Below are 24,743 nucleotides of genomic sequence, written 5' to 3' on the forward strand. Positions count from 1 at the left end.
ACACCCACAACGCAAGCCCCTGCGCACAGCTCCGGCGCCAGAAGAACTCCAGCTCGGTGATGGGGCAGGCGCAGGTTCCCAGCACGCCTTCTTCCGGCGGCAATTGAGCCCTGACCCCATGCGGTGGTCGAGCCGTGGCCCACTCCGCGATCCCCTTCTCCGGTGCTCCTGATGGGCCTGGGCTTGCTGTTACTCTCGTGCCGCTGTGCATGGGGGGCAGCTGGGGGGCTGGGCATTTTCGCAGCACCGTCGACGCGCGCCTGATCGGCCACCGCCGTTCCGTCACGCCTTTTTCTGTTCAGAGGCCCAGGAGGCGACGATGGCCCGTCGTACCACCGCCCGTGCCACCGCCCGTGGCGTCGTCGCCGCGTTGGCAGTCCTCGCCGTGACCGCCGGTCCTGGCCCGTTCGCCGTCACGGCCGACGCGGACAACGGTGTCGGGGGCACCGCCCTCGCGGCGGAGAAGGTCTTCCAGGCGGACCGCTACGTACCGCGCGGGGACCGGATCTACAGTGCCGGCCCCAGCGGCTATCTGCATGCCCAGGAGGATCGTTCCGGCTACCTGTGGACGTCGTACGACACCGGCACGACGACCGAACTGGGCGACCTGCCCCGGGACGGACTCGCCGCGTACCTGGGATCGTCGTCCGACGTCGTGGCCGATGCCGTCTCCCCCACTCAGAAGGTCGTCCTCAGGGACCTCTCCGCCGGTACCGCCACGGATGTCGCCCTCACCCACGGCTCGTACACAGCCACCTTCGGCACCCATGTGCTGACCCAGGCCCGGGACACCGCAGGCAACCGCGTGCTGTGGCTGTACGGCGACGGCGCGCCCGCCGAGGGCACCCTCGTCGACGGCTGGCCGACCGGAATCACCACCAACTTCGCCGTGCTGGGCGGCGACAGCACCACCGCCGTCATCGGCTACGGGTCGGCGAGCGGCGAACGGCATCTGGCGCTCGTGGACCTGGCCACCGCGCGCGTCACCGGTGACGTGGCCGTGTCCGCCGCTCCGACCGCCGTCGCGCTGAGCGAGGACCGCCTGGTCTGGTACCGGTACGACAACCCGGTGGCCCACGTCCTGGACCGCGCCGACCTCTCCGCCGCCGAGACGAAGGTGACACTGCCCGGCACGGAGGGCACTCCGACCGCGGGCATCGCCGGACGCTGGCTGGTGGTGGCCCGTGACGTGCCGATCAGCCCGAGCGACATCGGCGACAGGTCCGGCGAGCGGCTCATGGCCGTCCCCCTCACCGGCGGTGACCCGATCACCCTGCTCCGGCACGCGAACAGTTCCCTCGTCACGGCACCGGACGGCGGTCTGCTGGCCGTCGGCGGCACCGACGCCGAACACTGGGCGGTACGCCGGATCACCGACACCGGGGCGGACACCCCGACGCTGACGGAGTCGACCCCCGTACCGCCCATGGCCGCGAGGATCGCCCAACTGTCGCTGCAGAACGGAACCCTGGCCACCGACGAGCCCAACAGCGGCTTCAGAGGCGGCTACTACACCCGGCGGATCGCCGCCGACGGAACGCCGTCCACGCCGACCCGGCGGAAGGGGGACAACCTCGGCGTGGGCCCGTACGCCACCGGGGACGGCCGCGCGGTGACGTTCACCGCCGACTCCGACCCCGTCGGCTCGTTCGTCCAGTCCATCGACACGACCGACCCGGCCGGCTTCTTCTATCTGCCCTCGACCGGCGGAACCGTCCTCGACGCCACCGGCCGCTACGCCGTCGTCAACGGCACCTCGCCCGCCAAGCAGTACGTCGGCGACCTCGGCGTCTACACCGACCTGGAGCCGATCCTCACCCGCTCCGTCACGGCCGCCTCCGTCTGGGGGACCAGCCTGTGGACGCCGGGCTCCGGCACCGGTGTCCTCACCGCCAAGGACCTGAAGACCGGCAAGACCACCGACACCGTCTCCACCGGCGCCCCCTGCGTCCCCAAGGAGCTTCAGGCGGTGGGCCGTTGGATCTACTGGTCCTGCGGACCGACCGCGACGGCAGGCGTCTGGGACCGTACGGCCAAGAAGAACATCCCCGTCCCCGTCGGCCAGGCGCTGCTCGGCGACGGCTACCTCGTCCGGCACGACACCACGGCCGGGGCGCTCCAGCTCACCGCCTTCGCCGACGGCACCGCGACCACCCGGAAGATCGGCGACCTCGCGGCGGGCACCTCCAGCCTGCGCGGGGTGACCTGGACCGTGGACAAGTTCGGCGGGCCCGCGGCCTACGTCGACGCGGACGAGCGGATCCACCTGGTGCCCAGCGCGGTGGCCACCCAGCGGCTCTCTGCCATCGAGTCCGAGGTGACCAACAACGCGGGGGAGAGCAGCGCGGCCACCGACCCGTGGTGGCAGTGGCGCGGACTGCTCTCCAAGCCCGCCGCCTCCTGGCAGGCCACGCTCACCAGCAAGGCCACCGGCGCCGTGGTCCGTACGCTCTCCGGCGGCGAGGTCAGCGGCAACCTGACCGCGTACTGGGACACCCGTGACAGCAAGGGCGCGCTCGTCCCCAACGGCACGTACACCTTCAAGCTGACGGCCCCGCCCGCCGACGGTTCGGGTCCCGCGCTGACGGTGTCCCAGTCGGTGCGGGTGTCCGACGGAGCCGCCGTGCGCCGCGACTTCACCAACGGCGCCGGCTGGGCGCCCGACGGCATCGGCGACGCCCTGACCCTCACCTCCTCCGGAGCCGTCGGCTACCGGCCGGGCAACGGCACGGGCGGCTTCGGCAAGACCATGGCGGCCTCGGGCTGGCCCTCCTCCGTGACCCTGGTCCCCTTCGGCGACCTCAACGGCGACCGCCGCAACGACATCCTCGTCCGGTTCAGCAGCGGCGAACTGCGGGTGTACCGGACCATGCGCGGGCAGGCCTTCCTCACGAGCACCCCGCACACCTCGCTGGGCACCGGCTGGAACCAGTACAACGTGCTGACCTCGCCCGGGGACATCACGGGTGACGGGCGTCCCGATCTCATCGCGCGCAAGGCGTCGACGGGAGAGTTGTTCCTGTACAAGGGCACGAGCACGGGGAAGCTGTCGGCACGGGTCCGGATCGCGGCGAACTGGTCGGGCTACAAGAAGATCGTGGGCGTCGGGGACTTCAACGGCGACGGCCGCGGTGACCTCCTGGCTCAGGACCGCTCCAACACTCTCTGGCGCTACGACGGCAACGGCTCCGGCGCCTTCAAGCCCCGCGTGAAGGTGGCCTCCGGCTGGGGCGCGTCGTACAACGTCGTCGTGGGCGTCGGCGACATCACCGGCGACGGCAAGGCCGACATTGTCTCCCGCGACACCTCCGGCAACCTGTGGCGTAACAGCGGGAACGGCTCAGGGTCGTTCGGGCCCCGCACGAAGATCGCCTCGGGGTGGCAGGCGTACAAGGGCGTGTTCTGACGTCCCGGCCTGCGACGGCGCTGGTGGGGCTACCCGGCTGCTGACCTGGGTGAATTCGTCGAGAAACGACCGCGGCCAGGAGCATGACCGGATCCCGAAGCCCTCGGTCCGGTGCGAAACAAGATCCCGCCGCCGGGCGGGGCGGACCTCTGTGTGACAATCCCCGCCTTGACGTTCGAAGAGAGTTCGAAGAGAGATCGGGCTGCCATGCCTTCCCACAGACGCCGCTTCCTCGCTGTCCCGGTAGCAGCCCTCACGGCGCTCGCCGTGGCCCAGGCTGTCACCCCTGTCTCGGCCGTCGCCGTGCCCGCGACCGACGTGTCGACCACGCTGGCCGCGCGGACGACCTCCGTGCCCAAGGCGGACGACATATCCGGTTCCGGACCGGCGGTCGTCTGGCGTCAGAAGACCTCCGCCGACACTTCGGCACACGGCTGGCTCGCCGTCTCCGGAGGCACCCCTCAGGACCTCGGCCGGCTCGCGGACGACGGCGAACCGGTGAACGTCGACGCGGTGTCCGTCCAGGACGGCGTGGTGGCCGTCGCCACCTCCACCAACCCGAACGGCGCTCTCGCCGACCATGTCGCCCTGCGCCACCTCGACTCCGGTGACGAGGACGTTCTCCCGGTCGCCTACGACAGTTCGGGAGCCGTAGGGGACGAGCGCTACCGCGGGCAGGCCGGCGACGGCATCCTCGTCCAGCAGAGCTACGACGACGATGCTTCCGCCTACCGGGTGCGCCTGGTACTGCGCACACCCGGCGGTGCGGACCGGACACTGCTGTCCGACGACGAGCAGTACGAAGTCCTCGCCTCGGACGCACAGGGCGCCCTGGTCCTCCGGCGGACCGCGCCCGGCTGGGGCCACGAGATCGTGTACGTCGACTTCGCCACCGGCGCGACGGTCACCGTGGCGGAGCCCACGACCGACGAGCTGCCGCAGGGCCTGGAGTTCACCCCGGGCCATGTCGGGGTCATCGACGGGGCGACCCTGACCGAGTGGCAGCGGTCGGCGCCCGGGGACGGCCCGTCCACGGTCACCCTGCCGGTCAGCGGCGCGCGCTGGATCAGCGACGACACCCTCGCCTGGTACCAGCGGAACGATTCGGACGCCTCGAACGAACTGTTCGCGATGTCCAGGGACGGATCCACGGCGGCGAAGGACCTCGGCGGGACCTTCAGCGACGTCGCGGTCGGCGACGACGGCAGGATGCGGGCGGCGCTCTACCGGCCCGACGTGGACGCCGCGGTCCAGACCCTCACCGACGGCCGGGTCTCCACCACCGCGGGCGACGCCACCACCATCCCCGCCGGACTCGCCAGGCTGGACGCCCTGGCCCTGTCCGACGGCGCGCTCTACACGGCCGACGACTCGTCCCGGCTGGACGGAGTCCTGCTCCGCTCAGGCCTGGCGGTCGGCCCCTCCGGGGCCTCGGCGAGCACGCCGTCTCGAGTACTGGCGTACTCCGGCGGCCCGGTGCACCAGACGCTGGCCGCGGCCGGCGGACGGGTCCTGGTCGAGCAGGGGGACGCCGGCGGTGCGGGCCACTTCCAGGTCTACGAGAACGGCACGCTGGTCGGCACACCGCTGGACTATGCGGACGCCTCGGTGGTGACCGTCGCGGACTTCGACGGTGCGCACGCCCTGGTGTCGGACAAGACCACCGTGGCCAACGGCACCCTTCTCCTCTACACCTTCGCGGACGGCCACACGCAGCGTGTGCCGTCCGGCTCCGCCCTGTACGGCGGCGCCGTCTACTCCTCGGTGCGCAACGGCACCACGTCCACCTCGTCGGTCCGCCGGACCGACCTGGCCACCGGCACCGCCACCACCGTCGCGACCGTGAACTGCCTTCCCGGCGGCCTCCAGGCGCGCGGCTCCCGGATCCTGCTGCCCTCCTGCGGGGCCGCCTACCCCAACGGCCTGCTGCTCAAGGCGGGGAGCTCGACCGGCACCGCCGTGGACGCCTCCGTACTCACGCCGATCCTCGGCACGGACGTCCTCTACACCTTCACCAAGTCCTCGGACACCGGCGCCATCACGCTGAACGCCCAGTCCCTGACCGGCACGGAGACCACAGCACACCCCCTGTTCACCCTCCCCGGGAAGGCCACCTCCGCCGCCGCCGAACGCTGGACGGTCGACCGCGACGCACCCTGGGCGGCCTGGATGGACGACGCCGGCGTCACCCACGTGACCTGGGCAGGCGTTCCCACCGCCGCCTCGGCCGCCGCCCCGACCGGCTTCAGCCCCAACGGCGACGGCTCGGCCGACACCTGGGTCCCCACCTGGACCTACAACCGGTCGGTGAGCTGGACGCTCACCCTCAAGTCCGGCACCACGCAGGTACGTTCCCTGACCGGTACCGCCTCCGACGGCAAGGTCGCACCGGTGTGGAACGGAACGACACAGACGGGCGGAACAGCCACCGAGGGCGCGTACACCTGGACGCTGACCGTGCGTGACACGGTCACCGGCCGGGCGGCGGCCGACGTCACCGGCAAGGTGACCCTGCGCCGGGCCGCCCCTGCCGCCACCGTCACCGCGCCGACCGTCGCGAGCAGCGCGGCGACCACCGCGTCCGTGCCGGTCACCTGGTCGGCGAAGACCGCGGGTGTGAAGTCGTACGACATCGGCTGGCGCGTGGCCACCCGTGACAGCGCGGGTGTCTGGAAGCTCGGGCCGCTCCAGACCTGGCGCACGGGTACCACGGCCACCTCCGCGGTCTTCGGCAAGGCGGGCAGCCCCGTGAAGCCGGTGGCCGGACTCACCTACCGCTTCTACGTCCGCGCTCACGACGACGCCGGCCAGACCGGCGCCTGGAGCAAGGCGGCGACCACCGGCGTCCCGGTCGACGACCGTGCGGCGGCACTGCACTACACGGGCAGCTGGAAGTCGGTGGCGACATCCGCCGCCTGGTCGGGCACCGAACGTACCTCCGCCGCCAAGGGTGCGTACGTGTCCTTCTCGGCGGACGGCACCCAACTGCGCGTAGTGGCGACCCGGAAGTCGAACGGCGGCCGCTTCGCGGTCGTGGTGGACGGAAAGACGGTCGGCACGGTGAACACCTACGCCGCCAAGACCGCCTACCGCCAAGTGGTGTTCACCCGCACACTCGGCACCACGATCAAGACCCACAAGGTGCAGCTGCGCATCCTCTCCGGCAGCACACCCGGACGATCCACCGTCACCCTGGACGCCGTGATGGTCACCCGCTGACCCGACCGCCCGGAGCGTCGGTCCGCTCGATGGCATGTGCCCGAGACGACGAAGAAGGGCCCGTCCGTGGTGTCGCGCATGCCACGTCCTCAGAAGGCGCTCGGGCCGATGGTCTCTCGGCCCGAGCGCTGTCGTTGTGCCGTCCTCGCTCAGGCTTCGTCGGCGGGCCCGTTGAAGTCCGCTTCCTCGGGCAGGATCTCCATGTCGATGTCCTCGCGTACGAGGAGCGGGCCCAGCGCCAGGCCGCGCTCCGGCGGCCAGAACTCGGGCTTCGCGCCGGGGACGGGGTCGTCCCCGCCTTCCAGCCACAGCCCCTCGCCTCCGCCGGGAGTGAAGAAGGACACCATGTGCGCCTGTGCGTCGGTGAGGTTCCGGAACCGGTGCCGCGTGCCCCTCGGCACGAAGACGAAGTCACCGGTGTTCGCCACGAAGGTCTGATCGCCGTTCAGGAATTCCAGCGAACCCGATATGAGGTAGAAGGATTCGTCGGCACTCTTGTGCACATGCGCCACCGGTCCGCCGCCCGGGGGCACCCAGCAGACCGTGAAGCCCAGTGCGCCGTTGGTGGAATCGGCCGTCGCCATGGTCTCGTAGACATCACCGGACATCCACTTGACCACGCCTTTCTCGGCGGGGACGTGCAGGACGCGCGGACGGTAGTAATCCGGCGTCGCCGTGCTGTTGTCGGGCGGTGCAGAACTCATGTCGTGTCCTTGGAAGGGATGTTGAGAGGGGTGTTGGGAGGTGATGGAAGGTGATGGGGTCAGTGGACACCGAACTGCCGTGCCTGTCGGGTGGCGGTTCGGACGCCTTCGGTGAAGGGCTCGCCGTGCCCGGGCAGCAGCAGGTCCGCCGTCAGTTCGTCGAGACCGTCGAGGGCGGTGAGCGCGGCCCGGCTGTCGTGGGTGAAGCAGCGGCTCACGATCGTGGGTCCGATGCGGTCGGAGAAGCCGTCGGCGGTGACCAGGGCGTCGCCGGTGAAGAGCAGCCCGCGGTCGGTGAAGAGGTACGCGGCGCTGCCGGGTGTGTGGCCGGGCAGTGCGACGGCCTGCGGGGCGCCGGGGACGTCCTTCAGTACCTGGTCGGCGTAGAAGACCAGCGCACCCCGCACCGCGGGAGCCGTGAAGGCTCCGGCGCGGGCCAGCTGGAGGGGGAGGGCGAGCGCGGAGGGCCTGCGCAGCAGGTACGGGAGCATCGAACGCTCGGGCTTGGCATGGCGCATCGAGCTCCGCGGGCCGTCGCGCAGGATGACGGCGTCCCGCTCGTGGATCCAGAGGTCGGCGCCGGCTTCCTGGAGGGGGTGGGCCAGCCCCGTGTGGTCGGCGTGACCATGGGTCAGCAGTACGGCGCGGACGTCGGCCATCGAGTGGCCGAGGTCGGCCAGCAGCGTGTGCAGCTGCTGCAGATGGGCGGGCACTCCCGCGTCGACCAGGACGAGACCGTCGGGGTCCTCGATCAGGTAGAAGTTGACGCCATGATCGCCGAGGCGGTGGACGCCGGGTGCGACCTGCGTGGGCGCGGGACGGGACATGCAAGCCTCCGACGACCGAGCGATATTCAATACAGTCGACTGTAACAGAATGAGAGGGTGTGCTGATGGCAGACGGGACGCCACGTCGGTCCTACAACTCCGAGGGCCGGCGCGAGGCCGCGCGCCGCAACCGCGCCGCGGTGCTGGCGGCCTGCCGTGAGCTGCTCTTCCAGGAGGGCTACCACGCCACGACCGTGCGTGCCGTGGCCGAGCGGGCGGGTGTCTCCGCCGAGACGGTGTACAAGTCGTTCGGCGGCAAGCCGGGCATGGTCAAGGCCCTGTGGGACATCACGCTGGCCGGGGACGACGAACCGGTTCCCATGGGGGACCGCCCCCAGGTGCAAGAGATCCTGGGGACAAGGGAGTTGGGTGCCAAGCTCCGGCTCTACGCCGCGTACGCGCGGGGAATCCATGAACGGGTCGCCGCGCTGTTCGCCCTGCTGACCCAGGCCGGTCCGGACGTCGGAGAAGTCCTGGAGACCGCTGAGCGGGAACGGCTGACCGGCGTCACCGCCTTCGTCGCACACCTCGACGAGACCGGCGCGCTGGGGCCGGAGGAGGATCCGGCCCACCTGGCGGACGTCTTCTGGGCCCTGGCAGGCCCCCAGTTGTACACCCAGCTCACAGCAGGACGGGGCTGGTCTGCCGACACGTACGAGAAATGGCTGGCCGACACGCTCACTGCCACGCTCGTGCCCCCTCCGCCCCCGGAGCGGTGAGCGCCCACCACATCCGCTGCGAAGGGGTGGGGGCGGGGCCGTTCACTTGGCGAGGAGAGGTGAAGGCATCCGCAAACCGTCCAGGCGTAACGGCGATGCCCGGCGGGCCACTGCCCGGCGCGTACCCGCGGTGGCAGGCGGTCTACTAGCGCTTCCGGCGTCGATCCGCCGACGGCACCCGGGACCGCCTCCCGGCCGTCGCACGGTCGCTCAAGTGGACTCCGCGACCGGAAGGGCGCACTGCTCTGCCGTGGTCTCGGCCGCGTTCGACGAGCCGAACCCGATCGCGGACGCCGGCCTGATGCCCCTGGTCCGGTTGGCCGAGCGGTGAGCTTTGCCCGAGCTGGGCGGCACCGCGGGCGTCGGCGGCCTAGGGCCTGTCCGGCGGATCATGCCGGAGACGCGGGGTCTGGCACGCCCTCCCCCAAGCTCTTCGAGCAGGGGGTGCCCCCAGCGGCGTTGTCGTCGGTTGCCGACTCCCCCGAGCTCTCGGCTTCGCTCGAGCAGGGGGGACCCCCACCGCGTCGACGCCCTCCTCCGCCTTGCAGGTGGACGCACCAGACCCCGCTCACCTGCGCTGATGAGGCGCCGTTACTTTCCTCCGACCTGATCCGCCGGACAGGCCCTAGCCCCGCCGCAGCCGCACCGCCGCCGCCGCTGGCACCGGCACCGGCCGGGCCGCGTCCTACCTGTCGTCTTCGGCCCGGCCGTCCTCGAAGACGAAGAGCGGTTTGGCGCCATGTGCGGGTGCTTCGGCGAACGCGATGGCTTCAGTGAAGCGTTCGAGCGGGAACGGCTCGCCTTGGGGGATGCTCAGCACTTCATCAGCGACGAGACTGCGAACCTCGGACAGCGCGCGCAGCGCATCCGCAGGTGAGGCAGTGCCGAACCAGCGGTTCAGCCAGAAGCCGCGGACTGCTTTGGTCTCGTAGATGAGCGAGCGTGCCGACAGCGGGATCGTCAGCGCTGCCGGGTCGGTCTGCCGATGGGTGGAGAGCGCGCCGTAGACCACGACCTCTCCTCCCGGAGCCAATGCCTGGGACACCTGGGCACCCACATGGCCCGCGACACAGTCGATGGCCTTGCGCACGTCGGCCGATCCCGCAATCTCGGCCACACGCTGCAACAGGTCCTCGTCCTCAGTGCAAATGACCTCGTCACCACCAAGCGCCTTGATCTCCTCGACGGCATCGCGCCGCCGCACGACATTGATCGTGCGGATACCCAGATGCCTGGCCAGCTGAATGACGAGCCGGCCGACGGTGGAGCCCGCGGCCGTCTGCAACAACCATTCACCCGGCCGTACGTCGAGTTCGCGAGTCACCAGGAGCAGCGCGGTCAACGGGTTGACGGCGAGCTGACAGGCGCTGGAGTCGCTCAGATGATCGGGGACCGGCAGGAGCCTTCGTGTATCGGCAACAAGGTATTCCTGCCAAGTGCCGGCCACATGCGGCCCGGGTACCGCCGGGACAGCAACGGCCACCACGCGCTCGCCGATCTTCAGTCCCTCGGTATCCGATCCCAGGGCCTCAATACGGCCCACGCATTCCATGTGACCCCCGACAGTGGGAAACTCGGGGGAGAAACCGTAGCGGCCACGCAGCACGTGCAGATCACTGGCGTGAATCGGAGTCGCCTTCACGCGGATCAATGCCTGACCGGCTTCTGGCGTGGGAACAGGACGGGATTCCAGCCGCAGGACATCGGCCGGCTCGCCTACCTTTCCGGCTACGAGCGCGCGCATGGTTCGTGGCATGAGTGACCTTTCGTCTCTCAGCGCCCGACGAACTCGGCGGGCGTTCTGGACAGGAACAATGCCGGTGGTGGCGTCCTCGTCGGCGACCAGGCTCCGGACTTCTATTTCTCGACGGAGCAGGCCCGTGCGCAGAGCGTCATCGGCGTCAGGTCCCCTCCGGGGCCTTTACCGACTCGCCCGGCATGATCATGTGAGCCAGATGGGTTCACCTCGATGGACTGGACCCCGGGCGCCCTGCCAAGTCCACCGCACGCACCGCACCCGCGAGCCCCTGGAGTCCCCGACATCACGCTAAGCGCCACTGACAGGCTCTGCAATCCAGCCTGTCCGTGGACCAGGTCGCCGCGCTGCTCGGCACAACAGCTCGCTTCCCTCGGCGGCTGATCGAGGAGCGGCGCATCCGGTACGAGCGGGTGACGAGAATCGAACTCGCACTCTCAGCTCGGGAAGCGACGGCGCGCCCGGTCGGGCCTCTGTACTTGACCGAGCACATCATGAGCTTCGGCGAGTACTCCACCCACGAGCTCGGCACAGCTGTGTGGCCGTGCGGATCAGCCCGGCGAGGGCGAGGGAGCGGCTGTGCGCGGGCCAGGCGATGTGGGTGACGACGGGGGGTGCGTCGGTCAGGGGGACGGCGGTGTGCTCGGTCCATAGCCAGGCGCGGGCGGAGTCGGGGAAGACGGCCACGGTGCGTCCGAGGGCGATCAGCTGGGCCAGCTGCGTCTGGTCGTGGATCTCGGGGCCCGGGCCGGGTGGGTGCGTGCCGTGGCGGGCCCAGCGGGCGAGCGGAAGATCGGGGACGTCGCTGACGTCGGCCAGGGACAGAGTCTTGCGCGCGGCGAGGGGGTGCCCGGCGGGCAGGATGGCGATCTGCCCCTCGGTCATCAGTTCCTCGCTGTCGAACCCGGCGAGGGAGTTGAACGGCGCGTGCATGAGCGCCACATCGGCGCGGCCGTCGCGCAGTATCCCTTCCTGCTCGCACATGCCGCACGGCAGCACCTCGATCTCGGCGGCGTCGGGCTCGGCCGCGTAGGCGTCGAGAAGCTTCTGCAGCAGCTCGTGAGACCCGGCGGCCTTCACCGCCAGCACCAGGCGATTGCGGGGGCCACCCGGACTGTCGGCGCCACCGGCGCGACGGGTGCGGCGAGCGGCGGCGGTGGTCGCGTCGAGGGCTGCGCGGCCCTCGTGCAGCAGCACCTCTCCGGCGCCGGTCAGACGGACGCCGCGGCGGTTACGTTCCAGCAGACAGACGCCGATGCGCCGCTCGAGCTGCTGGATCGCCCGGGACAGCGGTGGCTGGGCCATGCCGAGGCGCTCGGCGGCGCGGCCGAAGTGCAGTTCCTCGGCGACGGCCACGAAGTACCTCAACTCGCGGGTCTCCAAGGTGTCCATGGCCGCACGATACCTCGGTGATACCTACCAGGTATGACAGGACACCGTATCGGTGTTGGATGCACCGCTCGTCCGCGAGCGAACATCAACGGCATGAGCGAAACGAAGATCGCGCTGGTGACCGGCGCGAACAAGGGAATCGGGTACGAGATCGCGACCGGGCTGGGCGCCCTCGGGCACCGCGTGGGCGTGGGAGCCCGCGACGAGGCCCGGCGCGAGCGTGCCGTCGAGAAGCTGCGCGCCGCCGGGGTGGACGCGTTCGCGGTGCCGCTGGACGTGACCGGCGACCAGAGCGTCACCGATGCCGCGGAACTGGTCGAACGGCAGGCCGGGCGCCTGGACGTCCTGGTCAACAACGCCGGCATCTCGGGAGAGACGGGGCCGGGGTGGGTGCAGGACCCGACCACGCTCGACCTCGACGTGGTCCGCACGGTCGTGGAGACGAACGTCATCGGTGTCATCCGGGTGACCAACGCGATGCTGCCGCTGCTGCGGCGCTCGACGTCGCCACGCATCGTCAACGTCTCCAGTGCCGTCGCCTCCCTGACCCGGCAGGCGGACCCGGACATCGAGATCGGCCCCGTCATGGCGGCCTACTCGCCGTCGAAGTCGTTCCTCAACGCCGTCACCGTGCAGTACGCCCGGCAGTTCGCCGATACGAACATACTGATCAACGCCGCCTGCCCGGGCCTGGTCGCGACCGACTTCACCGGCTTCCACGGACCCCGCACTCCCGAGCAGGGCGCGGCCACGGCGATCCGGCTCGCCACACTGCCCGACGGCGGCCCGACCGGTTCGTTCTTCGAGGACGACGGCGTCATCCCCTGGTGACCCCGTCCTCGATGGTGACGCCGAGGACCTCCTCCGACCGCCCGACCGTTTCGTGGAGCATCCGCCACAACGCACACCCTGTGGGCGTCCCAACGACATGGAGAGCCATCTGTCCTGACCGTGTGTGACATGCCGCGTGTGGCGTAATGGGCTCTGTGGGTTGGTCGGCCGCGTCACTCTGTGCGGGTTGATCACGGCCGTGTCAGGAGCTCGTGTGTACAGATCACGTGAGCGGGTCGAGCGCATCCGCCGTGGCCGCCGGATGGACCCGAGGACGTCGGGGTGGTCGCTGGATCCGCGGCACGAGATGAGCAGGGAGACGGTGGCCGAGGCTTTGAAGACGCCGGTGCGGGGGTTCGGCTGTGGCGGAAGGTGAGCGGCCGCCCGACAAGGGCACGGTGGACCGGTCGGAAGGGTTCGGTGAACGGCTGCTGGGAGTGCTGCTGGACCGGGCACACGAGATGCCGCCGCAGCTGATCGCCCCGCTGATCGCGGAAGAGGTGGCCAGGGTCGGTGGCCGAGACATCTCGATCCTGCTGCAGGACTACGGCCAGCAGGTGCTGGTGCCACTACCGGGTCGGCGGCTGATGGTCGGCGAGCCCGAGCCGATCGACGACTCTCCCGCCGGCACGGCCTTCCTGTACGCGACCATCGCCGAGGTGCCGCAGGCCGACGGCGTCCGGATGTACCTGCCGTTGCTGGACGGCAGCGACCAGGTGGGCGTGATGGCCCTCACCCTGGACACCGTCGATGACGACGACCGGCGGCTGCTGCGCAGGCTCGCCGGCCTGGTCGCCGACATGCTGGTCACCAAGCACAGCTACACCGACCAGTTCTTCCTCGCCCGGCGCCGTGAACCGATGAGCGTGGCCGCGGAGATCCAGTGGTCCCTGCTGCCGCCGTTGGCGATGTCCATCCCGCAGGTGGCGGTCGCCGGAATCCTGGAGCCCGCCTACAACGTCGCGGGCGACAGCTTCGACTACGCCCTCAACGAAGACATCCTGCACGTCGCCATGGTCGATGCGATGGGCCACGGTCTGGACGCCGCCACGATGGCGACCGTCGCCGTCGGGGCCTACCGGCACGCCCGGCGATCCGATATCGGCCTGTCCGAGATCTACGCGTTCATGGACCGGGCGATCGCCGGGCAGTTCGGGCCCGACCACTTCGTCACCGCGCAGATGATGCGTCTGAACACCGCGACGGGTCACCTGCAGTGGGTCAACGCCGGCCACCCCGCACCGCTGCTGATCCGCGACCACCGGGTCGTCCGGCAACTGGCAGGCCCGACCACCTTGCCGGTCGGCTTCGGCGGTGAAGATCCCCAGATCAGTGAGCAGATGCTCCAACGCGGCGACCGAGTGCTGTGCTTCACCGACGGCCTGATCGAGGAGCACGAGGCCGGCGAAGAACAGTTCGGCGAGGAACAGCTCATCCATTGGGTCAACCGCATCGAACACGGAGAGAAGGGCGTACGAGCGGTGGTGCGCGCAATCTCCCACGCCCTGAAGCGGCAACGGGGTGGCCGCACCAGCGACGACGCGACCCTCTTCCTGATCGAATGGCGCGGGGGCGCGGCTGATCACCTCGCCGTCCTGGACTGAGCCGACAGTCGAACGTGGCCGGCATCGGCATCCGCCGGCCCTGAATCCAACGGGCCTTCCACACCATAAGAGTGCACCGGCCCCGGATCGCGTCAGCCGCGTTCCTCCTCCTCGGCCTCCATGAGCCGGATCCCTCGATGCGTCAACATAACCATCGCGGGTGTGTTTCCCTGCGCCCAGTCGACGGTGATGAGCTCTTCGCCCACCAGATATGCGCACGCCGCGGCCAGATCCTGCTCAGGGACCTGGAGGTCGTCACGCAGCCTCGCCCCGCTGACGCCGAGGAGGCGATTGCCTTCCGTGGCCTCGTACAGCGTTTTCATGATCGCTTCGCGGTAGTTCTTCCGCTCGCGCAGTGTTGCCATGATTGCCGCCACTCGTGCCTGTCATCTCACTCTACTCCGGGCCTTGTCAGGAGAACCTGCGTTCGCCGTGATCAGGCGGCACGGCCGGGCGGCAGCTGCCCGGTAGGGGGAGGTGTCATCCCCGTTCTCCCAGGTTTCCTCGGAACCCTGGTCCAGGACGGTCATGGAACTGCCGTGGAGGGCGTGTTCCGCTGCCATGAGCGCGCTCGCGGTCGTCGGAGGGCCGGCGCTGTCGCTCGCGGCGGCCATCAGGCGAACGGCTGCCGGGGCGGCGGTCTCCGGTGGTATCACCAGCAGGTTCCAGCTGCCCGTGGTGTGGGACAGCAGCATGATCTTGTGGGGGTCCAGCTCTGTCGTGAACCAACCGACCTTCACCACGTATCCGTTGACGGGAACCCTGCTCGGGATGGCAGGCCAGTACGTCGCGTTGACGGCGATCCGGGTGATCCGTCCGGACAGGGGGTCCAGTACGTCGGCCAGGGCGGAGAGTTCGTCTGTCAGGTCCCGGGAGCGGGGCCACCAGGCACCGTCGAGAAGTCCTCGGGACGTGCTCACGGTTTTCAGCGCGAGGCGAGCGGTCGGAGCCCTGAAGGGCACGATCCGCAGCGGGGGTCGGTCGGTGGTCGCGGACATCGCGCGCACCTGTCTCCCGGCCGCTGCTTGGGGCGGCGGCCCGGTGTCGTCACTCGCCGAGAACGACGCCGGCATGGCGGCCGGTGTGCGAAATACTCTCGATGGCTCCACGCTACTCCCGCGGTACGTCGAACGGGCCGCGACGAGGCACCGGTTCCGAACGCCGCCCATCACGCATCGCGCCATCACGCATCGCGCCATCAGGCACCGCGCACCGCGCCATCACGCACCGGGCAGGTCCGTCCGTCATGCCCGTCACATGCCTGCCGTCGGAATCGCCACGCGGTCGTCGGCGGCCCCCGCGGGGCGGTGCGAGGAGGTGCGGCGGGCGTCGTGTCCGCCTTCGGAGTCCCAGACCGTTTCCCGGGCCGAGTCCCATGCGGCGGCCTCGGCCTCGGCGGCGATGCGGAAGAGCTCGGCCTCCTGGATCAGGCCGCTTGCCGTGAGGCTGCGTGCGGGATCCGCGGCGGCGGTCATCAGCCGGGCGGCCGTGACGTCGTCGGTCTCGGGTGGGATCACCAGGAGGTCCCAGCGACCCGCGGTGTAGGACAGCAGCAGCAGTTTGTTCGGGTCCTGCTCGGCCTCGAACCAGCCGACCTTCACCACATGGCCCTGGACGGGAACCCTGCGGGGGATGACCGGCCAGAACGTGGGGTTCACGGTGACGTGGGTGATCCGCCCCCACAGCGGGTCCAGGACGGCGGTGAGCGCGAAAAGTTCGGCCGTCAGGTCGCGGGAGCGTGGCCACCATGCGCCGTCGATCAGGGCGGGGGCCGTGCCGGGCGGCGCCAGCCGCAGCCGGAGAGGTGGCGGTGACGAGGAGGTGGTCCGGTCTTCGACCGCGGGCTTGTCGAACGTGGTTGCGGCCATCACGCGAACCCTGCCCCGGGCCGGCCAGAACCGGCCCGGTGTCGTGAATCGCCGGGGACGGCACGGGCATCGAAGCCGGTGTACGAAGTACCCTCGGTATCGTCAGGATACTCCTGGCCGGGGTCCGATGGACGGTTACGGTGGCGCGAATTCCACGGCGTGCCGGACGTGCGGTCGCCCGTTGCCCGCCGTCAGCGGATGGGGCGACGGTCGGCGCGCCGGGACCATCGGGCGTAGGCGATGGCCACATCGGCCGCGAGCAGCACGATGCCGATGATCAGCAGATATCCCAGGCCCTCGGCTGCCACTCCGATGATTCCGAGGACAACGGCCACGAGGACGAGGAGAAGGAAGAGCACCATCGCCTGAACGCCTTCCTTGGACCGGACCCGACTGGGCTGGACCCGACTGGGCTGGACCCGACTGGGCTGGACCAGACCGGACTGAGTGGGACGGGGCGCGGTCGCTCAGCGGCGCGCGAGTTGGCGTTCGCCCTTCACGCCTGGCTGGTAGGTCATGCCGTAGTGCTGGAAGATCCCCTTCTCCTGTTCGGCGGGCAGGATGTCGTCCGTGCCGATCGAAGGAGCCTTTTTCACCAGGCTCTTGGCGTAGGAGACCTTGAGGTAGTCCGGACCGAGGATCGCCTCGTCGAGGGGGACGAAAACCAGGCGCTGGCGGGTGGGCAGTCCGGTTCGCACGGTGGCCACGGCGGGTTCGTCGGTGGTGGTGTCCACATAGATCGCTTCGAGCACGCCGATCTTGCGCCCCTTCGGGTCCACGACATTGTGATCGCGCCACTCACGGATATCGGCTGCCTGGATCATGCCCTCTCCCTTCCGGGCTCGGCACCCTCACGAGGCATGATTCAACGGCTCCGGCGCAAACACGCCGGAGCCGCCCTTCCGGGCGGTTGCACGTGAGAGTGAACCGGCCCAAAACCAATGATACTGCGCTCGGTGATTGTTCCCGGCAATTCCTCAATAGGTGCCAAGTAGCCATCGATGTCCGGTAGTAGATGCATCTGTTGCGCACTATCGGCAGTCTTCGGGCAGGACTACGCTGTGGGGTGAGGCCCCAGTCCCCGGTACCGATGCTGTGTTTTGCTCCCGGGGAGGCCCGCTGTGTTCGTTCTGCTTCTCGTCCTGATCGTGGTCTTGTTCGGCTTCGGTTTCCTCAATCCCATCTGGTGGGTCGCCGCGGCTGTGTTGGTCTTCGGAGCCACCCGTTACGGCCGCCGGGGCCGCGGCGGCGGGTCCGACTTCGGTGAGTACCAGGACTATCGGGACCGCCGGGAGCGTCAGGACCGCTGGGATCGCCGCTACAGCCGTCAGCACCGAGCGCGCTGGAACCGTGAGGACCGGCGGGACCGCGAGCGCCGGGGGTGACCGATGAAGTGCCGCCGGCGTCGCCTGCGAACGGTGGCCGGCTGCTCCTGCCAGGTCCGTTCCGAAGCGGCATCGAGGCCAGAACGCGTACGTCATGCCTGTTCCGCTCGTCGTGCATGTGCTCTACGGTCAGAGCAAGGCAGGCGGGACTTCGTCCGTGTCAGGAATCGACGGAACCGGCAAGTCCCCCACCCAGGCTCCCAGCCCCCGAGTCGCAATCCAGGCCGGCCGGAGCCGCATCGCCAGAGCAGGCGGCTCCAGCTTCCGTCCTCCTGGCGTTTTCCACTCGGGGTGCTCCCGCCACCCCGCCGCCGCGGAGGGCAGTGCGCGAGGACACGATGGCCGGGGGGCCTCGCGTCCTCGCGACCACGGCCGCCGCCGAACACCATCGGCGGCGGCCGTCCGGACCGGAAAGCGGAGTCTGCGGACCACAAGCCCGTGAACCACAGTCCGGGAGCTGCCGCTGACCGGTCGTGGCCTTGGTCAGGACCTCAGGCCGGGGAGGGCTTCGGAGTCGTCGATGAACGCGCGGGCCAGGTCGGACAGGCGCCGGTTGTGAGCACGGGCGTAGCCGCGCAGTGTGGTGAAGGCCTGTTCCATGTCGATGCCCCGGCGTTCGGCGAGCTTTCCCTTGGCCTGTTCGATCAGGACGCGGCTGTTCAGCGCGCTCTGCAGTTGCTCGTTGAGGACGGTGCTGCGGTGCGCGGTGCGTTGTTGCAGCAGGCTGATGGTGGCGACGTCGGCCAGGGCCTGGGCGAGCGGCGTGGCGTCCGGATCGAAGGGGCCCGGGGTGGCGTGGAAGAGGTTGAGGGCTCCGACGACCTCGTCCCGTAGACGCATCGGCAGGGCCTGGACCGCCCCGAACCCGCTGCGGTGGGCTGCCGCGACAAAGCGTGGCCAGCGGTCGGCCTCCCCGCTCAGGTTGGCGACGATCACCGGTGCGCCGGTGCGGAAGCAGTCCAGGCAGGGCCCTTCGTCGTTCTGCAGCTGGAAGAGTTCCAGCAGGCGCACCTGTTCGTCGGAGGCGGCCATGACGCGGAGTTCGCCGTCGCGGTCCGCGAGCAGCACGCCTGCCGCACTCGCGCCGAGCATGCCCACACAGCGGTCGGTCAGCAGGCGCAGGAAATCGATCAGGTCGAAGTCGGCGACCAGGTTGTCCGCCAGCTCGACGAAGGTCTTGGCCAGGAGTCGCTGATTCATCGTGCACACCCTCCGTCGGGACTGATCCCGGCCCGGATGAAGGGGCGGGAAGCGCAACTCATGTCCTTGTCCGGTTTCTTGGTCCGGCTCTCTTCGTTCGGTTTCTTGGTTCGCTTCTTGGCCCGGCAAAGGTGTCAGGCTTCATCGTCGGTCCGATCCGTGTCCGCGCCTGGGGGGAACGTGAGCCGGTGGGCGACCACGTCGGCGGCCACCGCGGCGAGGCGGCGTCCTCTGGCGTAGGCGTGGGCGCGCAGCCGGACGAAGGCTTCTTCGGCACCGACTCCGAGCTGGGCCGTGAGCATGCCCGTGGCCTGGTCGATCTCCGTCCGGTACGCGCCCAGGTCCTCGTATCGTCCGTCCGCCGACCATCCGCCGGCCAGGTCCTCTTCCCCGTCGATCCGGGAGTCGAGCAGGACCAGAGTGGCGGTGTCGGCGAAAGCCAACGCGTCGGCCAGCTCCTCCGCGCTCAACCTGCCCGGGACTTGGGAGTACAGGTCCAGAACTCCGGGGCTGATCGCACCCATTTGCAGAGGGAAGGCGTAGACGGCGCGTGCCCCGGCTTCCAGGGCCGCGTCGGCGAACACGGCCCAGCGGTCCTGCACTTCGGCGGCGAGCAGATCGGGCGTCAGTACGGCCGAACCCTGTGTGAAGGCATCCACGCAAGGCCCCTCGCCCAAGGTGAGCTGGAGCTCCTCCAACTGCTCGCTGACGTCGTCGGTGCTGCACAAGGGATGGCTGGCCGCAGATCTGGACATCGCGGAAAGTCCGGCCCCGCCGACCGGCAGTGCGGCCACGGCCGCGGTGCACACGTCCACCACGCCGACCCGGGCACCCCGCCGGGCCGCCTGCTCGGCGACCAGTACCTGGATCCGGGCCGACCGGTTGTCGGACCTCACCTGGGCCACCGTATCCAGGCTTCGTGCGCAAGACCCTCCAGCCTTGCCGTGGTCCGTTCCCCGAGGGGGAGCACCAGCGCACGGAACGTGGTGGGGCTCGTCGGCCTCCGAACCCCTCCGATGTCCAGCCATCCCGAGGAGTGGAGCGAGTCGAGAGTCGGGCGGTCGGCCTGATCCACCAAGGTGGCGCCGAGGGTCGCCTGGTGGTCGGTCAGCAGCTTCTCCTGCAGACGGTGGGCCAGTTTCTGGTCCTGCGGGTGCGGGCGGACCAGGGTGTCGCTGATCGCGAAGACACTGCTGGACCTGGTGATCCGCTCAATGGTGCGTGGCAGCGCGCCGTCGAAACCGAGCCACCAGCGGCCGTCGCTGAGTACGGGGTACCCGAAGGCGCACCCCGTCAGACTGTCCGTCTCCGCGATCACCATGGCGAATCCCGGTCGGCGGATGTGGCCCGTCAGTTGGTTCAGGAAGTCCTGGCGGCTGGGACGACGGTATGCCTTTCCGGATCCCGTCGCGCAGGAGTCCTCGTACAGATTCCCCAGATCCTCGCGGATGTCCTCCACGAGCCATCGGTTCACCCGGCGCATCCGCACCGCGGCCGCTCCCGGGTCCGCTCCGAGGTCCGCTCCGGAGTTCACGCCGGGCTTCTCGTTTCCACGGGGCTGCCGTGACCGTCTCTGATGGGGCCGATTCATCACACCGCACCGCCCGACAGGACCGGTACAGGAGGCACAGACGGAACAGACCGATGCGGCGGGACGGGAGCGGTCGTGACCGGGGCGTACCCGGGAGGTGGCGACAGTTGCCCGAACGGGACCCCCAGGAACAGGAATTCGCAGCCGGCGATGTCGAGCATGAGGGCCAGTGTCCGCGGCGGATGGTGCAGTCGCAGCGTCCCCCCGGCCGCGGTGATGCGCTGTGAGGCGTGGAGGAAGGCGTTGAGGCCGCTGCAGTCGCAGAAGGTGACGAGGGTGAGGTCGACGTCGATGGTGCGGATGCCGTCGCGCAGACACCGTTCCAGTGAAGCGCGCACCAGGGGCACCGTGTCCAGGTCGATCTCACCGGCCGGCGTGATCAGTGCCCGTTTTCTTCGGTCGTGACGGTAGATGGTGAGCGGCGGAAGGGGCATGACGCCTCGGTTCGGAAGACCGCCCGGCAGGGGACTCGGTGGTGCCGGGATCCCGGCACCGTCGGCCCACTTCCGGCAGCGGAGAACATTCGGCGGAGGTCGGGCAACGGCCGACTGGCCGGCCTGCGCGGCAGGACTGCGGACCCACCCGGTTCCCTCCAGGGATGCGCCGGGCGACGGGCGAAGGGCCCGCTCCCCGCGGCGATCTGTGCTCGGCAACGACATGCCGCCGGGGTCTGGGACGTCTGTGGAGCAGCCTAGTCCTCGCCCGGCGCGACGGACGGCTGAAATGGCCCATTCCCAGCATGTGGACGGTATCGAGGCGTGGTGGCGTGCGCATGTCCCTTGCACCGCAAGGTATTTGGGAGTTCAACCTCGCAGAGATCCGAACCCGGTGAGCACCGCACCGTGCGTGCACGTGCCGCGGTCGCCTTCGTACGATCCGGACACGCGAATGCATCCGGCTCCGCTCCCAGGGCCACGGCGTCGGTGACGCCCGCGGTACCGCCACCGACGGCACCGCGCCCCCCGGTGAAGACGGGAGGCCCGGTGCGGCCGGACAGAGGCTGTGTCGTGGGACGCCAGGGCGGCTACCAGGAGAGGGCGTCCGCCGCGTTGTCCTGCCAGTAGGTGACGGTGGCAGCGCTGTTGAAGAAGACACCGCCGTTCGGCAGCTTCAGAGTCTTCTCCTTGTTGGTCGCGCTGCCCTTCTTGTCGGTGAAGAACACGCCCAGGGTCTTCTCCTCGCCGCCCCCTTCGCCGTCGGGGGAGTACGTCGTGATGCCCGCGTACGCGGACCGGCCGGGCTCGAGCACCAGCACGGCCTGCGGAATGGTCTCCTCAGCCCACGGCAGCGGGGCCTGGGCGTCGGCGCCGGCCCTCAGGAAGGGGGCACTGTAGGCGTAGCAGGGCTTGCTGCCGGTGTTGGTGGCCTTGAGCAGCAGGTGGTTGATCGGGCGGGACACCTCGGTGACGGTCAGCTTGGTGTTCGCCGTCGTGCAGGTGACGACCGAGGACGCCTTCGTGCCGGCGGCGGAGGCGGTCTTGTCTTGGTCGTGCTGCGTGGGGTGCGGGTGGGCGCGCCGGAAGCGCGGGCCGTGAAAGCGGAGTTGAGCAGGGCCGATCACCGTGTCCGGCGAGGCGCCGTGCTTGGATGGCCCAAGCCTGTGCCCTGCGGCGTCCCATCCGCCGTTCCATCGGGAATTTCGGGACGCTGGGATGCGCGTACCGGCTCTGAACTGGAGAAACGTGACCTTCCTGGGAAGCCGAACGGAATGGAGTACCGGTGGGGGCGGCTGAGGAGACTGCTGATTTCGCGGCGCTGCTGCGCGAGTTGAAGCAGCGATCCGGGCTGAGTTACGAGGCTCTGGCGAAGCGGGCGCACATGAGCACCTCGACGCTGCACCGGTACTGCAAGGGGGAAGGAGTGCCGGCCGACCACGCGGCCGTCTCCCGCTTCGCCCGGGTGTGCAAGGCGACTCCCGAGGAACTGGTCGAGTTACACCGGCGCTGGGTCCTGGCGGACGCAGCGCGGGAACGCGCCCGGCGGGCCGCAGCGGATTCGGAACCGGACCGCGCGGACCGGGCCGGAGCGTCCACGTCCGGCCCGGGCCAGGAGCCGTGCTCCGCGCAGGGACGCACAGACCAACCCCAGCCGGAGGCCGTGTCGGACACCGCGCCCCCGCCCGCACCCGCGCAGCCGACCGCGTCCGCAACTGCGCCCACATCCATGAGCGAGCCGGGGGACCCTCCCGGGTCCGTCGTCGAACCGTCGCCGGGGACGGCTGTCCTCGCTCGCCGCACGCCGACGCTCCTCCGGACCGCCCGCAGGCGGTGGGCCCTTGTCGCGGCGAGTACCGCCGTCGTTGTCGCCGTGTCCACCGCGCTCACGGCCGACCTGAAGGGCGGGGGGACGGACCTGGCGGAGAACGGCCGGCCGGCCGACACCGTGACCTCCTCCGGACAGCCCACCTCCGCCGCTCCACGCTGCACCCATCGGCGTCCATGTCCCCCTCCGCGCGTCCGAGCCGCTCCTCGGCCCCAACCCCCAGAACGCCCGACGCCGAGCCGTCGGCACACAGCACTGACACGGGCCGCGCCCAGGACGGCGATGAGGTCCCGCTCACGGTGAGCACCCGCACCTATGCCTGGGACGACCCGCAGTGCGAGGCGAAGTACCTGATCAACCGGCCTCCCGGCGAAGTCTCGCCACCAGTGATGGGGCAGGACGTGCCGGGCTGGGTGAAGGCGCACGGCGCCATCGCCGCCGACGGGCAGCGGGTGGCGCTGACCGTCCAGGGCACCGGGGACGAAACCGTCGTCATCGAGTCCCTGCACGTCCGCGTGGTCAACTCGAGCACGCCCCCGGCCTGGAACGCGTACCTGGGGTCGTCGGGCTGCGGCGGAGGCGTGGAGACGAGGTCGTTCGACACGGACCTCGACGCCGGTCACCCCACCATCGTGCCGAAGGCCGGCCAGCGCGGTCTCCCCTACAAGGTCAGCCAGTCCGATCCCGAGGTGCTGTACATCACCGCCCATGCCAGTGCCCACGATGTGAACTGGTACGTGGAGCTGCAGTGGTCCAGCGGCGGCCGTCAGGGAACCACACGGATCGACGACCACGGAATACCGTTCCGCACCAGCGGCAGTCGGGGCCGTCCCGTCTACGAGTACCTGGTCGGCGGCACCGAGTGGTACAGCGTGGCGGAGAACTGATCTCCAGGGTCCCGACACCGAGGACATGTTCTGGGCCAAAGCATCGACGGCGGCGGCTCCGGGCCTCAACTGGCGGACCACGACGATTGTTCGAACTCGCACGTTCGGCTTGAGAAGCGACGGCGCTTGCCGGCTGCTCGGCGGCGGACCAGCGTGTGTTCGTTGTGCCGACGCCGTTGCGCCGGCCTGATCGCACCGCTGGTGACCGTGGTTGTCCGCCCTTACGGGCGCGGATGGGGCACGGCGGGGGCTACTTGTGCTTCCCGCTGCCCTTCGTGCCGCTTCCCTGGCCGTTGCCGGCCGCGTTGCCCGTGCCGCCGGAGTTGTTGCCGGAGGCGCCGGCGCTCCCCGCCTTGCCGTTGCCGGCGGTCCTGCTCGGCGCGGCTGTCGCCCGCGCCAGCTGCTCGGAGCAGTACGCGGCGACCTTGTCCTTCCCGCCGGCGGCCGTGACGAGTCGCTGCCAGGCCCGCGAGTCGAGCGCCTTGCCGCGATCCTTGACCTGCTCATAGGCGCGGCAGTGGGCTTCGGTGTCCTGGGCGGTGGCCGGGCCGTCCGTCGGTCCGGGGACGCCGGAGGACGCCGACGAGGCCTCACCGCCCGGCTGGTCCGGGGCGACCGCCGACGGGTGCGCGGTCCCCCGCCCGGCACCGTCACCGTCCGTGGACGAGCCGACGGAACCGATGGCCGCGACCGCGACGCCACCCAGCGTGAGGCTCGCGAACACTATGCCGAGCGTCATCTTCACAGGACGCCTGGCACGCCGCTCCGCGGGCAGCCGCCAGTCGTCCCGGCGCCGGGTACGCGCCCGGTGCGCGCCTGCGTCATGGGCGGCCCGGAAGGCGGTCAGGGCCCGCTGCTCGGCCTCGGGGTCGAGATGGCCTCCGCGTAGGACGGCGCCCAGCTCCGTTTCCAGCGTGGCGGCGTCACGCACCTCCCACAGGTCGGACGCGGCGCCGCCAGGGTGCACACGTCGACGGCCCGGAACTCCGTCGCCGCCCAGCCGTTCACCCATGTCCGCTTCCGTTCCTGTTCGACCGTTTCGATTCGTTCGGCGTTCCGGTCCTGATGCCTGTCAGTCGGTCACTGTCGCCG

The 24,743-nt window shown here is 70.1% G+C and carries 23 protein-coding genes and 1 pseudogene; 9 read left to right on the plus strand and 15 right to left on the minus strand.

The window, feature by feature from the left end:
• Positions 1–319: 319 nt before the first annotated feature.
• Both KVT44_RS30270 and KVT44_RS30275 read left to right on the plus strand, forming a co-directional pair.
• Positions 320–3,406, plus strand: a complete 3,087-nt coding sequence (locus tag KVT44_RS30270) for an FG-GAP-like repeat-containing protein (RefSeq protein WP_217570053.1) — start codon at positions 320–322, stop codon at positions 3,404–3,406.
• A gap of 207 nt (positions 3,407–3,613) precedes the next feature.
• Complete coding sequence (locus tag KVT44_RS30275) at positions 3,614–6,625, plus strand: hypothetical protein (protein ID WP_217570055.1); 3,012 nt, start codon at positions 3,614–3,616, stop codon at positions 6,623–6,625.
• A 149-nt stretch (positions 6,626–6,774) separates the two neighbouring features.
• On the opposite strand, the gene KVT44_RS30280 is transcribed toward KVT44_RS30275, so the two are convergent.
• Entirely contained in the window at positions 6,775–7,329 is a 555-nt protein-coding gene (locus tag KVT44_RS30280; protein ID WP_190172588.1) for a cupin domain-containing protein, read from the minus strand.
• A 59-nt stretch (positions 7,330–7,388) separates the two neighbouring features.
• Entirely contained in the window at positions 7,389–8,156 is a 768-nt protein-coding gene (locus KVT44_RS30285) for an MBL fold metallo-hydrolase (protein ID WP_217570057.1), read from the minus strand.
• 65 nt (positions 8,157–8,221) lie between these two features.
• On the opposite strand from KVT44_RS30285, the gene KVT44_RS30290 reads away from it, so the two are divergent.
• The gene (locus tag KVT44_RS30290; protein ID WP_217570059.1) at positions 8,222–8,875 is read left to right on the plus strand and encodes a TetR/AcrR family transcriptional regulator; all 654 of its coding nucleotides are present in this window, start codon (positions 8,222–8,224) and stop codon (positions 8,873–8,875) included.
• A 685-nt stretch (positions 8,876–9,560) separates the two neighbouring features.
• Here the strand turns inward: KVT44_RS30290 and KVT44_RS30295 are convergent.
• Complete coding sequence (locus tag KVT44_RS30295) at positions 9,561–10,619, minus strand: zinc-dependent alcohol dehydrogenase family protein (protein ID WP_217570061.1); 1,059 nt, start codon at positions 10,617–10,619, stop codon at positions 9,561–9,563.
• A 323-nt stretch (positions 10,620–10,942) separates the two neighbouring features.
• Between KVT44_RS30295 and KVT44_RS58455 the strand changes: the two are divergent.
• Positions 10,943–11,053, plus strand: a pseudogene (locus KVT44_RS58455) (excisionase family DNA-binding protein); the annotation flags it as partial.
• A gap of 70 nt (positions 11,054–11,123) precedes the next feature.
• Here the strand turns inward: KVT44_RS58455 and KVT44_RS30300 are convergent.
• Positions 11,124–12,023, minus strand: a complete 900-nt coding sequence (locus KVT44_RS30300) for a LysR family transcriptional regulator (protein WP_217570063.1) — start codon at positions 12,021–12,023, stop codon at positions 11,124–11,126.
• Between the two features lie 93 nt (positions 12,024–12,116).
• Between KVT44_RS30300 and KVT44_RS30305 the strand changes: the two genes are divergently transcribed.
• On the plus strand, positions 12,117–12,854 hold the full coding sequence (locus KVT44_RS30305; RefSeq protein WP_217570065.1) for an SDR family oxidoreductase: 738 nt from the start codon (positions 12,117–12,119) through the stop codon (positions 12,852–12,854).
• Positions 12,855–13,216: 362 nt separating this feature from the next.
• Complete coding sequence (locus KVT44_RS30310; protein WP_217570067.1) at positions 13,217–14,458, plus strand: PP2C family protein-serine/threonine phosphatase; 1,242 nt, start codon at positions 13,217–13,219, stop codon at positions 14,456–14,458.
• A gap of 92 nt (positions 14,459–14,550) precedes the next feature.
• On the opposite strand, the gene KVT44_RS30315 is transcribed toward KVT44_RS30310, so the two are convergent.
• The 5 genes from KVT44_RS30315 to KVT44_RS30335 all read right to left on the minus strand — a co-directional run bounded on the left by KVT44_RS30315 (position 14,551) and on the right by KVT44_RS30335 (position 17,150).
• Positions 14,551–14,823: a hypothetical protein gene (locus KVT44_RS30315; protein ID WP_217570069.1), complete on the minus strand. Its 273-nt coding sequence runs from the start codon at positions 14,821–14,823 to the stop codon at positions 14,551–14,553.
• A 21-nt stretch (positions 14,824–14,844) separates the two neighbouring features.
• Positions 14,845–15,456 (minus strand): DUF5994 family protein, encoded by a 612-nt coding sequence (locus tag KVT44_RS30320; protein WP_217570071.1) that lies wholly within the window; start codon positions 15,454–15,456, stop codon positions 14,845–14,847.
• A 255-nt stretch (positions 15,457–15,711) separates the two neighbouring features.
• Positions 15,712–16,326, minus strand: coding sequence for a DUF5994 family protein (locus KVT44_RS30325; RefSeq protein ID WP_217570073.1), 615 nt, complete (start codon positions 16,324–16,326; stop codon positions 15,712–15,714).
• 191 nt (positions 16,327–16,517) lie between these two features.
• Positions 16,518–16,688 carry a hypothetical protein gene (locus KVT44_RS30330; protein ID WP_180292923.1) on the minus strand — a complete coding sequence of 57 codons (171 nt, stop codon included), beginning with the start codon at positions 16,686–16,688 and terminating at the stop codon, positions 16,518–16,520.
• A 105-nt stretch (positions 16,689–16,793) separates the two neighbouring features.
• Positions 16,794–17,150 carry a PRC-barrel domain-containing protein gene (locus KVT44_RS30335; protein ID WP_075031744.1) on the minus strand — a complete coding sequence of 119 codons (357 nt, stop codon included), beginning with the start codon at positions 17,148–17,150 and terminating at the stop codon, positions 16,794–16,796.
• A gap of 297 nt (positions 17,151–17,447) precedes the next feature.
• On the opposite strand from KVT44_RS30335, the gene KVT44_RS30340 reads away from it, so the two are divergent.
• Entirely contained in the window at positions 17,448–17,711 is a 264-nt protein-coding gene (locus KVT44_RS30340) for a hypothetical protein (RefSeq protein ID WP_190172579.1), read from the plus strand.
• A 483-nt stretch (positions 17,712–18,194) separates the two neighbouring features.
• On the opposite strand, the gene KVT44_RS30345 is transcribed toward KVT44_RS30340, so the two are convergent.
• The 5 genes from KVT44_RS30345 to KVT44_RS30360 all read right to left on the minus strand — a co-directional run bounded on the left by KVT44_RS30345 (position 18,195) and on the right by KVT44_RS30360 (position 22,063).
• Positions 18,195–18,911 carry a GAF and ANTAR domain-containing protein gene (locus tag KVT44_RS30345; protein WP_099921549.1) on the minus strand — a complete coding sequence of 239 codons (717 nt, stop codon included), beginning with the start codon at positions 18,909–18,911 and terminating at the stop codon, positions 18,195–18,197.
• A 134-nt stretch (positions 18,912–19,045) separates the two neighbouring features.
• Entirely contained in the window at positions 19,046–19,807 is a 762-nt protein-coding gene (locus KVT44_RS30350) for a GAF and ANTAR domain-containing protein (RefSeq protein WP_229889349.1), read from the minus strand.
• Entirely contained in the window at positions 19,804–20,445 is a 642-nt protein-coding gene (locus KVT44_RS58460; RefSeq protein WP_308314152.1) for a hypothetical protein, read from the minus strand. The genes KVT44_RS30350 and KVT44_RS58460 overlap by 4 nt, the downstream gene beginning before the upstream one ends.
• 56 nt (positions 20,446–20,501) lie before the next feature.
• Complete coding sequence (locus KVT44_RS30355; protein ID WP_217570075.1) at positions 20,502–20,936, minus strand: STAS domain-containing protein; 435 nt, start codon at positions 20,934–20,936, stop codon at positions 20,502–20,504.
• A gap of 590 nt (positions 20,937–21,526) precedes the next feature.
• Positions 21,527–22,063: a DUF4232 domain-containing protein gene (locus tag KVT44_RS30360; protein ID WP_308314153.1), complete on the minus strand. Its 537-nt coding sequence runs from the start codon at positions 22,061–22,063 to the stop codon at positions 21,527–21,529.
• Between the two features lie 158 nt (positions 22,064–22,221).
• Between KVT44_RS30360 and KVT44_RS30365 the strand changes: the two genes are divergently transcribed.
• Positions 22,222–23,067 carry a helix-turn-helix transcriptional regulator gene (locus KVT44_RS30365; RefSeq protein ID WP_217570077.1) on the plus strand — a complete coding sequence of 282 codons (846 nt, stop codon included), beginning with the start codon at positions 22,222–22,224 and terminating at the stop codon, positions 23,065–23,067.
• Complete coding sequence (locus tag KVT44_RS30370; protein ID WP_217570079.1) at positions 23,064–23,651, plus strand: hypothetical protein; 588 nt, start codon at positions 23,064–23,066, stop codon at positions 23,649–23,651. Before KVT44_RS30365 ends, KVT44_RS30370 begins: the two co-directional genes overlap by 4 nt.
• Before the next feature lie 250 nt (positions 23,652–23,901).
• Here the strand turns inward: KVT44_RS30370 and KVT44_RS30375 are convergent, their stop codons facing one another.
• Entirely contained in the window at positions 23,902–24,663 is a 762-nt protein-coding gene (locus KVT44_RS30375; RefSeq protein ID WP_254650058.1) for a hypothetical protein, read from the minus strand.
• Positions 24,664–24,743 lie beyond the last annotated feature (80 nt).

It is taken from the genome of Streptomyces sp. GbtcB7, assembly GCF_019091445.1.
GTDB lineage: Bacteria > Actinomycetota > Actinomycetes > Streptomycetales > Streptomycetaceae > Streptomyces > Streptomyces mirabilis.